Source organism: Microbacterium sp. NPDC056569, assembly GCF_042793475.1.
Classification (GTDB): Bacteria; Actinomycetota; Actinomycetes; order Actinomycetales; family Microbacteriaceae; genus Microbacterium.
In genome coordinates, this window is the sequence record NZ_JBHTUV010000001.1 from 57,371 (window position 1) to 72,453 (window position 15,083).

At 71.8% G+C, this 15,083-nt stretch carries 13 protein-coding genes; 3 read left to right on the top strand and 10 right to left on the bottom strand.

Annotated features, from left to right (window positions below; all coding sequences use genetic code 11):
• The first annotated feature begins 82 nt into the window (after positions 1-82).
• Positions 83-1,729 (top strand): glycoside hydrolase family 32 protein, encoded by a 1,647-nt coding sequence (locus ACFQ7C_RS00215; protein ID WP_378896358.1) that lies wholly within the window; start codon positions 83-85, stop codon positions 1,727-1,729.
• A 7-nt stretch (positions 1,730-1,736) separates the two neighbouring features.
• On the opposite strand, the gene ACFQ7C_RS00220 is transcribed toward ACFQ7C_RS00215, so the two are convergent.
• The 10 genes from ACFQ7C_RS00220 to ACFQ7C_RS00265 all read right to left on the bottom strand — a co-directional run bounded on the left by ACFQ7C_RS00220 (position 1,737) and on the right by ACFQ7C_RS00265 (position 12,727).
• Positions 1,737-2,777 (bottom strand): LacI family DNA-binding transcriptional regulator, encoded by a 1,041-nt coding sequence (locus ACFQ7C_RS00220; protein WP_378896361.1) that lies wholly within the window; start codon positions 2,775-2,777, stop codon positions 1,737-1,739.
• A gap of 193 nt (positions 2,778-2,970) precedes the next feature.
• On the bottom strand, positions 2,971-3,810 hold the full coding sequence (locus ACFQ7C_RS00225; RefSeq protein ID WP_378896364.1) for a universal stress protein: 840 nt from the start codon (positions 3,808-3,810) through the stop codon (positions 2,971-2,973).
• Positions 3,811-3,912: 102 nt separating this feature from the next.
• Entirely contained in the window at positions 3,913-5,556 is a 1,644-nt protein-coding gene (locus ACFQ7C_RS00230) for a hypothetical protein (protein ID WP_378896366.1), read from the bottom strand.
• 260 nt (positions 5,557-5,816) lie between these two features.
• Complete coding sequence (gene glmM, locus ACFQ7C_RS00235) at positions 5,817-7,175, bottom strand: phosphoglucosamine mutase (protein ID WP_378896369.1); 1,359 nt, start codon at positions 7,173-7,175, stop codon at positions 5,817-5,819.
• Positions 7,176-7,191: 16 nt separating this feature from the next.
• Positions 7,192-7,668 (bottom strand): 30S ribosomal protein S9, encoded by a 477-nt coding sequence (gene rpsI / locus ACFQ7C_RS00240; RefSeq protein ID WP_378896371.1) that lies wholly within the window; start codon positions 7,666-7,668, stop codon positions 7,192-7,194.
• Between the two features lie 25 nt (positions 7,669-7,693).
• Positions 7,694-8,140, bottom strand: a complete 447-nt coding sequence (gene rplM / locus ACFQ7C_RS00245) for a 50S ribosomal protein L13 (RefSeq protein WP_378896374.1) — start codon at positions 8,138-8,140, stop codon at positions 7,694-7,696.
• 253 nt (positions 8,141-8,393) lie between these two features.
• Positions 8,394-10,220, bottom strand: a complete 1,827-nt coding sequence (locus ACFQ7C_RS00250) for a DUF222 domain-containing protein (protein WP_378896377.1) — start codon at positions 10,218-10,220, stop codon at positions 8,394-8,396.
• Positions 10,221-10,326: 106 nt separating this feature from the next.
• The gene (locus ACFQ7C_RS00255; RefSeq protein WP_378896380.1) at positions 10,327-11,028 is read right to left on the bottom strand and encodes a type II CAAX prenyl endopeptidase Rce1 family protein; all 702 of its coding nucleotides are present in this window, start codon (positions 11,026-11,028) and stop codon (positions 10,327-10,329) included.
• Positions 11,029-11,099: 71 nt separating this feature from the next.
• The gene (locus tag ACFQ7C_RS00260) at positions 11,100-11,636 is read right to left on the bottom strand and encodes an LPXTG cell wall anchor domain-containing protein (RefSeq protein ID WP_378896383.1); all 537 of its coding nucleotides are present in this window, start codon (positions 11,634-11,636) and stop codon (positions 11,100-11,102) included.
• Positions 11,637-11,830: 194 nt separating this feature from the next.
• The gene (locus tag ACFQ7C_RS00265) at positions 11,831-12,727 is read right to left on the bottom strand and encodes a CPBP family intramembrane glutamic endopeptidase (protein WP_378896386.1); all 897 of its coding nucleotides are present in this window, start codon (positions 12,725-12,727) and stop codon (positions 11,831-11,833) included.
• 35 nt (positions 12,728-12,762) lie between these two features.
• Between ACFQ7C_RS00265 and ACFQ7C_RS00270 the strand changes: the two genes are divergently transcribed.
• Together ACFQ7C_RS00270 and ACFQ7C_RS00275 are read left to right on the top strand one after the other, a co-directional pair.
• Positions 12,763-13,353 carry a low molecular weight phosphatase family protein gene (locus ACFQ7C_RS00270; RefSeq protein WP_378896389.1) on the top strand — a complete coding sequence of 197 codons (591 nt, stop codon included), beginning with the start codon at positions 12,763-12,765 and terminating at the stop codon, positions 13,351-13,353.
• A 71-nt stretch (positions 13,354-13,424) separates the two neighbouring features.
• Positions 13,425-15,080 carry a polysaccharide biosynthesis tyrosine autokinase gene (locus ACFQ7C_RS00275; RefSeq protein WP_378896392.1) on the top strand — a complete coding sequence of 552 codons (1,656 nt, stop codon included), beginning with the start codon at positions 13,425-13,427 and terminating at the stop codon, positions 15,078-15,080.
• The last annotated feature ends 3 nt before the right edge of the window (positions 15,081-15,083 follow it).

Sequence of the window (15,083 nt, forward strand, 5' to 3'; positions counted from 1 at the left end):
GATCGACAGTCGAGCGGATGCCTCGGCACGGCCCCGTGCCGAGGCATCCGCTCTCCCGTTTCCACGTCGAGAAGGAGACCGAATGTCCACGCAGAACACCACCTCCGCAGCCCGCCGCCGGCGACGCCTGCTCGTCGCGGTAGCCGCAATCGCCTCCGCGACGCTGCTCGTGGCAGCCATCGTGGTCGCCCTGTCGCAGCGGACGGAGACGGATGCTGCGCCCTCACCGTCCGCGACGGCGGACGCGTTCGAGCGGCCGGCGGACTGGTCTCCGCACCGGCCGGCTGTGCACGTCACGCCCGGCGAGAACTGGATGAACGACCCCCAGAAGCCGTTCCTCCTCGATGGCGTGTGGCACTACTACTACCTCTACAACGCCGACTACCCGGAGGGGAACGGCACCGCCTGGTACCACGCGACCTCGACCGACCTCGTGCACTGGAAGGACGAGGGCGTCGCGATCGACAAGTACGCCAACGGACTCGGCGACATCTGGACCGGCACCGCGGTCGTCGACGAGAAGAACACCGCCGGGTTCGGCGAAGGCGCGGTCATCGCGCTCGTGACGCAGCAGGTGGACGGCGTGCAGCGGCAGTCTCTGTTCGTCTCGCGCGACGGCGGCTACCGCTTCGAGTCGTTCGACGGCAACCCGGTGATGGACAATCCCGGTGTCGCCGACTGGCGCGACCCCCGGGTCTTCTGGGACGACGCGGCCGGACGCTGGGTGATGGCTCTCGCCGAGCACGATCGCATCGGGTTCTACACATCGCCGAACCTCCGGGAGTGGGCGTACGCCTCCGACTTCGCCACGACGGATCTCGGCGTCCTCGAGTGTCCGGATCTGTTCCCCCTGGCGGTCGACGGCGACCCCGACGACGTCCGGTGGGTGCTCGTCGCGGGTGCGAACGGCGCCGCGGAGGGCAGGACGACGGGAACCGCGTACTGGGTGGGCGAATGGGACGGCGAGCGCTTCGCCGCCGACGGCACCGGTCACCAGTGGCTCGACCACGGACCGGACTACTATGCGGCCGTCACATGGGACGACCCGCGTCTCGGTGAGACCGACCGCCTCGCGTCGCGCTATGGCATCGGCTGGATGAACAACTGGGCGTACGCCGGCGGCTTCCCGACCGAGGACTGGCACGGCGGATCGGATTCGCTCGTGCGGACGATCACGCTGCGCGACGACGAGGGGCGGGCGACGCTGCACTCGACACCGGCACCCGAGCTCGATTCGCTGGAAGGTGATCCGGAGCGACTCGACGATGCGCGACTGGGCGACGGCGAGACGGTGGACGTCGCGGTGCCGGCGTCGGGGGCGTATCGACTGAGATTGGATGCTGCGAGCCGGGGCGGAGAGCTCCGGGTCAAGATCCTGACGGGTGACGGCAGCTTCGCGACGGTCGGCTACGACTTCGCGGCCCGGACGGTGTTCGTCGCGCGCGACGCCGACGCGGTCGCCGGCACGATGCCCGAGGCGTACCGCGAGGTGCGCACCGCACCCGTGGACGTCGTCGACGGGCGGATCGATCTCGACATCGTGGTGGACGCCGCCTCGATCGAGGTCTTCGCGGGCGGCGGCCGCGCCGCGCTCGCCATGGCGACGTTCGGCACCGCCGGCGAGCGGGGCCTGCAGCTCGAGGGCGTGCGAGAAGAGGTCGCGGTCGGCGACGCCGGCCTCACCCCGCTGCGGGTGGCCCCGATCGAGCGGGAGCAGCCGTCCCGGTAGCGGCCGGCTATCGGGCGGCCGGTGCGGCCACCGACTCCCGCTCGACGAGCCATCCGCGCAGGAGGTGGAGGCCGTCGCCATACGGGGGCCCCGTGCCGTCGATCCTGTCGAGCAGGCGCGTCATCCCCCACCGCCCCATCTCGTCGTGGGGCAGCGCGACCGTCGTGAGCCCGGGGTCGAGCGCGTCGGCCACGGGGTGCAGGTCGTCGATCCCCACGACGGAGAGCCCCGCGGGGACGCCGATGCCGCGTCGCGCCGCGGCCTGCATCACCCCCATGGCGATCTGATCGTTGAAGCAGATCACGGCGGTGGGGGGAACCGGCTGATCGAGGAGCCGCCCGCCGGCGTCCCGGCCGCCGAGGGCATCCGATGCGCAGAACTCCAGCCGGCTCTCCCCGAGCGGGATCCCCGCGTCTCCGAGCGCCGAGCGCACGCCGATCAGGCGACCTCGGGCGGCGCGGGACTCGTCGGTGGTGCCGACGTACGCGATGTCGCGGTGCCCCTCGCGGGTGAGCCGTTCGCACGCGAGCGCGGCGATCTGCGCCTCATCGGGGACGACGGCGTCGACCTCCCAGTCCGGTTCGGGCGCGGCGTCGACGAGCACGACCGGCACGTCATCCGGCACGTCCGGCCGGTCGACGCGCTGGTGGTACATGCGCGCGATGATGAGGCCGTCGACCCGCTGCGCGAGGAAGCGCGCGACGAGGTCGCGCTCGGCGTCGGCATCGCCGCCGCTCTCGGCGACCATCAGCAGCACGTCGCGCTCGAGACCGGCTCGACGGGCGCCCTCGATGATGCGGCCCGCGAACGGGGTTGCCGCGAGATCGTCGCCGATCAGCCCGACGACGCCGGTGCGGCGCCGGCGCAACCCGCTGGCCACGCGGTCGGGAACGTATCCGAGTTCGCGCGCGACGGCGAGGATGCGCTCCCGGGTCTCGGCGTTCACCGCGCGCGCGCCGCTCAGCGCGTGCGACACCGTGGTCGCGGAGACGCCCGCGACTGCGGCCACGTCGCTCACGCGCGGGCGCCCGCCGGTCTTCCGAGACATACCCCCCAGCTTATTTGCCACCCGTTGCGGCGTTCCGGACCCCGGCGGGCACTCCTCGTCGCAGTCGAAACCGCCGATCGCGCGCGCGAGACCGCGCCGCAGCACCCACATCGACACGCGCGTGGTGCTGTCGCGCGTTCTCGCCAGCGGGGCAGGGCAGACGGATGCTGTGCCCTGCTCGTCGAGCGGGCGCTCAGCGCACGACGGCGGTCGCGGTCGCGAGCCGCGCGAGCACCTCCTGGCTGATGGAGCCGAGCAGGAACCGCGCCAGGGCCCCGCGGCCGTGGGATCCGACGACAGCGAGCCGCGCCCCGCTCGCGAGCTCGTTGATGATGTGCGACGGGTAGCCGCGCTCGACGCGGCGCACGATCTCGAGGTCGGGGTAGCGCGAGGCGAGTCCCGCGAGCGAGAGTCCCAGCGCCTCGCCCGTGAGCTTCTCCATGTTCTCGAGGTACTGCACCGGGTAGGCGCCCATGTTGCGCGGCACCTCGAGCGGAGTCCACACCGACACCGCGATGAGCGGCTCGCCGAGCCGGTCGGCCTCCGCGGCGGCGAACGCGACGGCCTTCTCCGACACCGACGATCCGTCCACGCCGACCACGACCCCGGTCCGGCCCGCGAGGTCGAAGTCGGGCACGACCACGACGGGCGAGTGCGCGCCCGCGGCGATGCGCAGACCGTGCGCCCCGCGGTGCGCCCTCGAGCCGGGTCCCTGGTAGTCGCTGCCGATCACGAGGAGCGCAGCATCCGTCGACGCGTCCAGCAGCTTCGCGACCGGGTTGCCGCGCTCGACCCGTGTGCGCACGTCGAGACCTGCGGTGGCGATTCGGGATGCCTCGGCCTCGGCCAGCTCCTGCGCCTGGGCGAGTGCCGCGTCGACGAGGGAGTCCTCCCCCACCGCGCCGACCGCGCCGCCGACGACGGCGAGCAGCTCGAGCGGCTGCCGCCTCTCGACCGCGCGCTGTGCCGCCCAGTCGACCGCTCGACGCGTGACCGCAGCATCCGTGATTCCGACGACGATCGCTTCACCCACGATGACTCCTCTCGGATGCCCCCAGGCTAGCTCGACGACCCGCGCGCGTGCGGGCGCGAGGGCCGTGACAAACCGACCCCGCTCGTGCTGACGCCTGCGGGATCACCGGGGCGGCCAGGGCCACGGCCACCCTCCCCCCGGCCCCGGCTCTGGTTCAGGCTCGGGTTCCGGTTCGGGCTCCGGTTCGGGCTCCGGCTCGGGTTCCGGCTCGGGTTCGGGCTGCGGTTCGGGCTGCTGAGGCTGGGGCTGGGGCGCGGGTGCCGCCCCCGGGTCGGGTGCGGCGGCGGGTGGTGGAGCCGGAGCGGGTGCCGGGGCCGGATCGGGCTCCGACTGCGACCGTCTCGCGGATTCCCGCTGCGCCGATTCCTGCGCCAGCTGCGCCTGCTCCTGGGCGATCCGGGACTGCTCGCCGCGGAGTGCGCCCACCGCGGCCGCGTAGGCGTGCATCGCCGAGCGCGCGGTCGTGTCGTCCGGCGCTGCGGCCGCGGCCTGCGCGGCGAGCACCGTCGCGTCGCGCGACGCAGCGTTCGCAAGCGGGTTCTCTGCGACGAGCCGCTCGGCGGCCGCGGGCAGCGTCGCCGCCAGGGCGAGCACTGCCGCGCGCAATGCGTCATGCCGTTCTCGCAGCTCGTCGACGGCGGCACGCACCTCGGTCGTGCGGGCGGCGAGCTGTGCGCCGTGCTCTCCCGCTCGCGCGGTCGCGGTCGCGAGCGCGCCCACGTCGGTGGTGTCGAGCGTCGGGCGCTCGTAGAGGGCCGGCGTCGCGTCGGGTTCGTCGCCGCGCTGCGAGGCCAGTGCGTCGAGCGCGGCCACCGCGGCCAGTCGGGATGTCTCGTCACTCATCCCCGCGAGCTCGGCCAGCACCGGCGCACTCGCGTCGACGGTCGAGGCAGCCGCGGCGTCGAGCGCCAGGTACGCGCTCACCGCCGCATCGAGATCGCCGCGCGGTGTCGCCAGCTGCGCTTCGGCACGCTCGAGTCCCGCGACCGCGGCGGCCAGTCGATCGCGCGCCACCGCCGCCTGCACCGTCAGCGTCCCTGCGGTCGCGACGGCGGCGACGACGATGACGGATGCTGCCACCGCCCACCATCGACCGCGACGGCTGCGTCGGGCGGTGCGGGAAGCTCCCGGCATCGGCGACGAGCCCGCCGGCGCCGAGGCCCCCAGCCCGGTCTCCGCGATCGCGGCTCGTGCCGCGAGCAGCGGAGCGTCCGTCGCCGTCGGCACCGACAGCGGGTCGCCCATCGTTGCGGGAGACGCGTCGTCATCGATCGCCGGTGCGTGTTCCGGCGCCGCGGGAACGGCGACGACGCTCAGAGCCGCCGGTTCGGCCATCGTCGCCACGACCGGCACCGCCGGAACCACAGCCAGAACCGACGTGGCGACCGGGGCCTCCGCCGGAACCGACGCGGCGACGGTGGCCGCCACCGGCGCAGCCGCCGCCGACGCGGCGGGCGTCTGCATCTTCGGCCGCTGGGGGCCGCGCCCGACCGTCGCTGTCCCCAGGTCAGCGACGGTCGGTGCGGATCTGGGCGGCGGTGCGACGCCTGATCCGTGGTGGGCCATGAAGAGGGCGCTGGAGGCCGCAAGCGCCGTGGGCCGCTGACGCTCATCCTCGAGCGGAGCGCCGAAGAGGCGGGCGAGCGCCGCTTCGCGCGCGAGCTCGGCCTCGCGCTCCGTCTCGTAGGCGTCGCCGTGATTCGGCACGCCCTTGCGCCGCGCGCTGGTCTTCCCCCGAGCACCCATGTCGCCCATCCGATCGCGTCACCCGCCCGACCGCAGGGCGCCAGGCTAACGCGCGCGAACCACAGAGGTCATGGGGGAAATCCCCCTCCCCTGTGCGGTGGGCATAGGGCTTTCGCCCACGAATGCGTGGAGCCGCCGGGCTCGCTTGCCGCGGCGAACCCCGAAGCGCGAAAGGGGTGGATTCCCGCACGAAACCGTGCCGAAATCCACCCCTTCGCGCTTCCAGAACCCGGGGCGAACCCCCAGCCTGAGGCGGCGGTTTACAGCGAGAGGCGCTCGCGGACGACGCCGGCCAGGTGGTCGGCGTGACGGCGGGCTTCGTCTTCGGACGACGCCTCGACCATCACGCGCACGAGCTGCTCGGTGCCCGACGGGCGCAGCAGCACGCGGCCCGCGAGGCCGAGTTCGGCCGAGGCACGGGCGACGGCGTCTTGCACGCCCTCGTCGGTCGCGGCGCGGGTCCGGTCGACGTCCTTCACGTTCACGAGCACCTGCGGGTACACGGTCATGATCGACGCGAGCTCTTCGAGCGTCTTGCCGGTGCGGGCCATCTCGGCGACCAGGTGCAGGCCGGTGAGGAGGCCGTCGCCGGTGGTCGCGTAGTCGCTCATGATGACGTGGCCGGACTGCTCCCCGCCGAGCGAGAAGCCGTTCTCGTTCATGCGCTCGAGCACGTAGCGGTCGCCGACCGCGGTGGTCTCGACGTGGATGCCGTGGGCCGACATCGCGCGGTGCAGTCCGAGGTTGCTCATGACGGTGGCCACGAGCGTGTCTTCCCTGAGCTCGCCGCGGTTCTTCATCGACACCGCGAGGATCGCCATGATCTGGTCGCCGTCGACGACCTTGCCGGTCGCGTCGACCGCGAGGCAGCGGTCGGCATCGCCGTCGTGAGCGATCCCCACGTCGGCGCCCACGCGCACCACGTGCGCGGCGAGCTGGTCGAGGTGCGTCGAGCCGACACCGTCGTTGATGTTCCAGCCGTCGGGGTCGGCGCCGATGACGGTGACCTTGGCGCCGGCGTCCGCGAACGTCTGCGGCGAGACGCCGGCGGCCGCGCCGTGCGCGCAGTCGAGCACGACGTGGATGCCATCGAGCCGGTACGGCAGCGAACCGAGCAGGTGCACGACATACCGGTCCTCGGCATCGGAGAACCGGCGGATACGGCCCACGTCGGCGCCCGTCGGCAGCAGCTTGGGGCCGGCCATGGCGGCCTCGATGCGCTCTTCGACGATGTCGGGCAGCTTCACGCCGCCGCGGGCGAAGATCTTGATGCCGTTGTCGGGTGCGGGATTGTGGGATGCCGAGACCATGACGCCGAAGTCGGCGTCCATGTCGGCGATCAGGAACGCCGCTGCGGGTGTCGGCAGCACGCCGGCGTCGAAGACGTCGACGCCCGACGAGGCGAGTCCCGCCTCGACCGCGGCGGAGAGGAATTCGCCGGAAACGCGCGGATCGCGCGCGACGACGGCGGTGAGCCGCTTGCCTGCTGCGCGGCGCGCCTCGGCAGAACGACCCTGGCCCAGGACGACGGCGGTCGCCTGGGCCAGGGACAGTGCGAGATCGGCGGTGAGGGGGCCGTTGGCCAGCCCCCTCACCCCGTCCGTGCCAAAGATCGGCATACGGAGTGGAAGCCGATCAGCGCTTCGAGTACTGAGGCGCCTTGCGGGCCTTCTTGAGACCGGCCTTCTTGCGCTCGATGACGCGGGCGTCGCGCGAGAGGAAGCCGGCCTTCTTGAGGGTCGGGCGGTTGTTCTCGACGTCGATCTCGTTCAGCGCACGGGCGATGCCGAGGCGGAGCGCGCCGGCCTGGCCCGAGGGGCCGCCACCCGAGATGCGGACGATCACGTCGTACGCACCGGTGAGGTTGAGCACCGTGAACGGGTCGGTGATGAGCTGCTGGTGGAGCTTGTTCGGGAAGTAGTCCTCGAACGCACGGCCGTTGACCGTGATGGTGCCCGAGCCGGGGATGACGCGCACGCGGGCGATGGCCTGCTTGCGACGACCGACTGCGGCACCCGAGACCGAGAGCACCGGGCGCTCGGCGGCGACGACGGTCTCGTCGATCGTGGTCTCGGTCGAGTAGCTCGTGGGGGTTTCTTCGATGTTCGCCATCAGTGTGTCCTGTTCTGTGCGGCGCTTACTGGGCGACCTGGTCGAAAACGTACGCGGTGGGCTTCTGCGCGGCGTGCGGGTGCTCGGCACCGCGGTACACCTTGAGCTTCGACAGCTGGTTGGCGCCGAGCGTGTTCTTCGGGAGCATGCCGCGGACGGCCTTCTCGACGGCCCGCACCGGGTTCTTCTCGAGGAGCTCCGAGTAGGTGACCGACTTGAGGCCGCCCGGGTAGCCCGAGTGGCGGTAGGCCTTCTTCTGCTCGAGCTTCTGGCCCGTCAGCGCGACCTTGTCGGCGTTGATGATGATGACGAAGTCGCCCATGTCGACGTGGGGCGCGAAGGTGGGCTTGTGCTTGCCACGCAGGAGCGCGGCAGCGTGCGAGGCGAGGCGGCCGAGGACGACGTCAGTCGCGTCGATGACCAGCCACTCGCGCTGGGCTTCGCCAGCCTTGGGGGTGTAAGTGCGCGTCACAGTAGTGCTGCTTTCTTGATTCGAACGGAGAGGTTCGTGAATCCCACTCCGGGGTGGTTCTGCCCCTCGACGAGGGACCGAACACGCCAGTGGAGGGCTCACGTTCGCGGTGCCGGGTCAGCTGAGCCGGACACCAAACGTCGAGTCTACGCCATCGGGGTGTCGCGGCCAAACCGGCAGGAGTCCGCCGGTCGTCCCTCGCCGACGGTGTCGCCGGATTGAGTGTCGGCGCGGCTCACGCCGTCGAGTCCGGTCAGGTGCCGGTTCTCCGTCCGTCTTCGCGGACCCCGCCTGGTGGCCCTGACTCCTCGTAGCCGCCGTCGCCCGGACTGCCCGGTCTCGGTGGGAGATCCGGCGGTTGCCGCCAGCCGGCTCGGTCGGGGGGTCGGGGCAGATCCCACGCCCAACTCCACGCCGCCTTGGAGACCAGCACGATCGCGGCGCCTTCCCCGGCTGGCGGGCGCAGCACGAACGGCCCCTTCCCGTCCCTGGTGATGCGCCAACCGTGGTTGTGCAGCTTCATGTGGTGAAACCGACAGAGCAGCACGCCGCGATCAACGTCCGTGGTGCCGCCCTCCGCGAAGTGGTCGCAGTGATGCGCCTCGCAGTACGACGGCGGCCGGTCGCAGTCTGGCCACACGCAGCCGCCGTCGCGGACGGACAGGACGAGTCGCTGCGCGGCCGAGTACATGCGGGCTTCACGACCCAGATCGAACGGGTTGCCCTCGGGATCGACGATCACCTCGATGAATCCGTTCGCGCACGCATTGCGGTCGATCACCGAGCCCGGGAAGGCGCATCCGCCGTCCATGTCATGACCGACCGCGAGCAGTCGCCCGAAAGCATCGCGCGGGCCGGCGTCTTTGACGACGACCATCCGCACGCCCGGCTGCCGCGACCCGAACACACTCTTCGCCTCGGCGAGCGCGCCGGCCCGGATGATGTCCATCAGGAGGTCATAGGCGAGCTGGTCGTTCGTGCGCGGGTCGTCGATCAGGTTCTCCGCCGCAGCTCGCTCTTCGTCCGTCATGAAGCGCGGGCCGCCGCGGCGCGGACGCAGTCCCGCAGCCAGCATGGACCGGACGAACGCCCCCATCTCATCGTCGAAGGTGATCGTGCTGCGGTCCTGCCCGTCTGCATCGGTCCACATCCGGAACCCTCGGTTCTCGAACCGTCGACCGTGACGTTCCTCGGCGCCGACCGGGTCGAGCATGTCGCGCATGGTCCGCGCCCGCTTCGCCAGCTCTTCGACCGGCACCCCCGACGCCTCCGCGGCGAGTGCCTCCGCCGCCAGCATCCACGCCTCGCGCACCATCGCGTCGCGCGCCGCGATGTCGGCTTCGTCCACCGGCTCGAGCAGGACCGCACCCGCTTCCCGCCCGCCGTCGGGCCCCGTCACGCCGTCTCCGTCCGAGCCGGAGCCGTCCGAGCCGGAGCCGTCCATCCCACCGCGGTCCGCGTCACCACCGCGGCCGCCGTCGCCGCCCTCGCCGGCGATGCGGGGCGCGGTACTCACATCCGGCTCGCCGAGTCCACGCCGGATCGCGTCATGCTGCGCTGTCGTCAGCCACCCCTCGAGAAGGCCTCGACGCAACGGCTCATCCCACGCCACCGCGGGCGCCGGCGTCTCGACCTGCGCAGCCGCTCCACCGCCGGCGTCGTCGTCCGCACCGAACCCCGGCAGCCCCTGGTCGGCAGCCCCGGGACTCGGGACGACCGCAGGGGACGCAGCATCCGCCCCCTCCACCAACGCCTTGCCGACCCGCACCTGCCGCAGGGCGTCGGCCCTCGTGCCTCCGGTGATGGACTGGATCAGCTTCTCAGGAGTCGGGAAGCCCTGCACCGCCGCCAGGCCGCCCCGCCCGCGTTCGCGGGTGGAACGCGCGGCGGCCACGCCGGCCAGCACCGCCTGCAAGCGGTCCGCGTCGTTCGCGATCGCCCCCACCTCGGCGAGGATCTCGAGCACCGACGCGTCACTCAACCGCGCCGCGCTCGACGGGAGCGCTTGAGCCTCGACATCCAGCTCCGACCATGCTGCGAGCCGGTCGAGCCGGCCCCGCAGATCGGTGAGGATGTTCATGAATTCAGCGTCTCACCAGCCTCCGACATTCGAATACTTCTTCGCCTCGAGCGAACGCCGGCTCCTCCCTCTATAAGGAGTAGATCGGATGCTGCGCCCCGCTGCCTCACCAGACCAGCAGCGCCGCCCCGATGGCGTTGAAGACGACGTGCGCGATCAGCGCTCCAGCGAGTCTTCCGGTCAGCAGCGTCAGCACGCCGCACCCCAGCCCCACGACCGCTGTGCCGAGCAGGAGGCCGACGGGCACGAACTCACCCGCGGCGAGCGCGTGGAGCCCGGTGAAGACAGCGGTGGAGACGAGCACGGCGACGGTTCCCGCGACGGCAGCCCCGGCGCCGCCGAGGGCGTCCCCCAGTGCGCGCTGCAGCAGTCCGCGGAAGAAGCACTCCTCTATCAATGGCGTCACGAGCACCGCCCCCGCGAGAGCGACGATCGCCGCCGCCATCGCGCCCGACTCGTCCCAGCCCACACCACCGAGGGTCGGCGCGACGAGCTCGACCAGCCCCCGTGCGACCAGGCCGACGCCGAGCCCGGCGACGACGTCGGTCCACGAGAACCCGCGCAGTCCCACCGCCGCCGCGAACCGGTCCCCCGACACCCGCACGGCGACGACGACCGCCCCGATCAAGGGCGCCGACAGCAGCAGCAGATCGACGAGCGCGACCAGCACGGGAGGCCAGCGCACCAGAGCCGCGTGCATCGAAGGCACCCACAGGATCACGACCGCGACGAGGAGTGCCCCGACCGACGCGACCGCGACGGCCGCCCACGGATGCCGCCAGGCACGCACCCCCGATTCCTGCACCATGACACCCCCGACGTGACCGGTATACGACGAAGACCCCGGGCGAGTGCCCGGGGTCTTCGTGGAGTCGTCGATCAGCGGTTGCCTGCCGCACGGCGGCGGGCGACGGCTGCCGCGACGGCGATGCCGCCGAGGCCGATGGCGCCCACGCCGAGCCAGACGAAGGCGGCGGGCACGGTGCCACCGGTCGCGGGCAGTTCACCCGAGCCGCCGGAGCCGCCCGTCGAGGTGCCGGCCGCAGTCACCGTGATGGTGGTCTGGCCGATCGTGGTCTCACCGTCCGAGACGCTGACGTTGTAGGTGCCTACAGCGCTCGCGGTGAAGGTGGCGGTGGCGGAGCCGTCGGTGACCGACTTCTCCACCGTCGAACCGCCGCCGCTGGCGAGCACGATCGACGACAGCGAGCCGCCCGTGCCGCCGCTGACGGCGAAGAAAACGGTCTGCAGGTCGCCGAGACCGGAAGCGGTCACGGCGGTCGAGCCGCCGACCGTGATGGTCGCCGAGCCGGCGGTCACGGTGACGTCCGAGGGGTAATCAGCGGAGGCTGCCCCAGCGCCTCCGAGGACGAGCAGGCCTGCGACAGCAATTGCGGCGAATGCCTTCTTGAACATGGCGTAGATCTCCCGAGTTATGTGCGCGTCATCGGCGGATTTGTGGTGTCGGCAAGCGTTCACCCGAGGGGCCGACCCGTGACACGCTATCGCATTCTGAGAGTTGGATGAGAGGCCAAGAGTTTCCAGAAGGTAACAAGTTGTAGCGTTTGTCCCCCCTTTGGGGGACAAATCAGAGCGAAATGCGCAGGGACCTAGGTCATTGCGCTCGCGAGGACCGCGAGCGCGACGTACGACGCGTTGTAGACGAGGTGCACCAAGACAGCGCCCCAGATGCGCCCGGTCAGCAGCACCAGCACGGCGCACACGAGTCCGAGCAGCGACAGCGACACCACTCCGCTGACGTCCCCCACCGACGAGATCCCGTGCACGACCACGAACAGCGCCGTCGATCCGAGCGCGGCCGCGAGTCCGGCGGTGAGCTTGCCGAACGGCCGCCGCAGGACGGTGTACAGCGACACCAGCACGACGGCGCGGAAGAAGAACTCCTCCACCACGGGCGCCACCACGACGGGCGCGACGACATCGAACATCACGCCCGACAACGGCACCGACCCGTCCACCCGCACCACCGACGGCAGTACAGCCGGCGTCCCGTCGAGACCCTCGATCCATCCCTGCGTCGTCCGCAGCAGCGCGCCGAGCACGAGCCCGTAGAGCACGTCCAGTGCACGCACGCGCAACAGGCCGATGGGGCGCGACCGGGTGAAGGCCCACGCGACGGGCAGCAGCATCCCGATCCAGACGATGACGGTGGCGGATGCTGCGGCCCACGGCGAATCCCACACGGCGGCCACGAGCGACCCGAGGAGCACCGACGCCCCGAGCGAGATGAGCGCGATCGCCAGCAGGCCTTCGCGCCACCGGAAGACGGTGCGCCCGCCGAGACGCCAGTCCGTGCGGGCCTCGTGCGCCCTGCGGCGCGACCGCCGCGGCGGCGCGTCCTCCGTCGACGCCTCGTCCTCGCCGGACTCGGATCCCGAAGACCCCGAAGACCCCGAAGCCCCGGAAACCGCGGACCCCGAGCCCGAAGGCGGCTGCAGCGACCACAGGTCGACGACGGGCGCGGCGTCGCTAGGCTGGTCGGGCACGCGCCTACGTTACCCCGCCGTGCGGAGGCGCCTTCTTGTTCGACATCCTCACGGTGTGCACGGGCAACATCTGCCGTTCGCCCCTCGCCGAGCAGCTGCTGCGCGCGCGCCTGGCCGATCTCGCGCCGCACGTCGCGAGCGCCGGCACCCGCGGCCTCGCCGCCGCCCCCATGACGCCCGAGTCCGCGCACATCGCCGAGGCGCTCGGTGTTCCCGCGTCCGAGACGGCCGCGCACCGGTCGCGGTTCCTCACCGAGCAGCATCTCGTGAAGCCCGACCTCATCCTGGCGATGAGCCGCGAGCACCGCCGCGCGATCGCCGAACTGGCGCCGTCGCGCCTGCGGTCCACGTTCACCATCCGCGAGTTCGCGCGCCTCGCCGCCGCAGTGCCGCAGGACGAGATCAGAGCGGCGACGGATGCTGCCGCCTCCCCCTCCGAGAAGCTCAGGGCGGCAGCATCCGTGATCGCTTCTCATCGGGGTCTCGTGCCGCCGCCGGAGGATCCGGCCGACGACGATGTCATCGACCCTTACCGGCAGCCGTGGGAGAGGTACCTGCTGTCGGCGCGGCAGCTCGAACCGGCTGTCACGGCAGTGGCGGCGACGGTGCGGCTGGCCGTGGCGTAACGCTTTCCGGGCGCCGACCAGGCCCTGTGGAAGAATGCACGGAGCACACCTGCCAGCCAGCGAGAGGCGACATGGAGCTCACCGACTACATCCGGATCCTGCGCAAGAACTGGGTGATCATCGTGGTCGCCACCCTGGTGGGAATCGGGGTGGCGGCAGCATGGTCGCTCACCCGCACGCCCCAGTACGAGGCGCAGAGCACGGTCTTCGTGTCGACGCAGACGGGCGCGAACATCCAGGAGATCCAGCAGGGATCCAACTTCACGCAGTCCCGCGTGCAGACCTACACGAACCTCGTGTCCACGCCGATCGTGATGAACCCGGTGATCGCCGAGCTCGGGCTCGGCACGACCGCGAACGAGCTCGCGGCGACGGTCGAGGCATCCGCCGCCCTGAACACGACGCTCATCACGATCACGGTGACGGGTCCTGATCCGGTGCAGGCGGCCGATGTCGCCAACGCCCTCGGTGCGTCCCTCAAGTCGGTGGTCGAGCGGCTCGAGACGCCGAACGGCACCGAGACGAGCCCCGTGCGCATCGAGCGCGTGAAGGACGCGCTGCCGCCGCTCACCCCGTCGAGCCCGAACGTTCCGCTCAACCTGGCGCTGGGTGCGCTGGTGGGTCTCGCGATCGGCATCGGCGTGGCGGTGCTGCGCGCGGTGCTCGACACGCGCATCCGCACGCCGCGCGATGTGGAGCAGGTCACCGACCGCCCGCTGATCGGCGCGATCGCCTTCGACCCGAAGGCGAAGGAGCGGCCGCTCATCGTGCACGCCGATCCGCTGAGCCCGCGGGCCGAGTCGTTCCGCGCGATGCGCACGAACCTGCAGTTCCTCGAGACCGAGGGTCGCGCGTCGTACGTGATCACCTCGAGCGTGCCGAGCGAGGGCAAGTCGACCACGACCATCAACCTCGCGATCGCACTCGCCGACGCCGGCAAGCGCGTGGCGCTGCTCGACACCGACCTGCGCAAGCCGAAGGTCGCGGAGTACCTCGGCATCGAGGGCGGTGCGGGTCTCACCGACGTGCTGATCGGCCGCGCGCGCCTGAGCGATGTGATGCTCCCGTGGGGCAACCGCAGCCTCTACGTGCTGCCCGCGGGCAAGATCCCGCCGAACCCGAGCGAGCTGCTGGGGTCGAAGAGCATGCACCAGCTGCTCGAGGCCCTCGAGCGCGATGTCGACATCGTGCTGTGCGACGCTCCTCCGCTGCTTCCGGTGACGGATGCTGCGATCCTCGCGAACGCGACGAGCGGGGCGATCCTCGTGGTCAGCGCCGGCCACACCAACCGCCACCAGCTGTCGGGCGCGGTCGACGCGCTCAACACCGCCGGCGCGCACATCGCCGGCATCGCGATGACGATGGTTCCGACGCGCGGCCCCGACTCGTACGCCTACGGCTACGGGTACGGGTCGTACGGGTACATCGACGAGAAGCCCGCGAAGAAGGCCAAGAAGGCGAAGGCCGCTCCTGCCCCGGCGCGGCCTGCGCCCGCGACGCCGGCAGCTCCGACCCGGCCGGCAGCCCAGGCAGCGGCAACGGCCCGCGCGGCGAAGCCCACAGCACCGGCCGCCGCGCGTCCGGCTGCCGCGCCCGACACGGCGCGGTCGATCCCGGTCGCGCCCGCCGACGAGGTCGCGTCCGACGCCGGGCTGACGATCGACGAGATCATCCGGCAGGCGGGCGGCGCGCCGACGACGCCCGGCCGCAACGATCCCCTTGCCTGACCC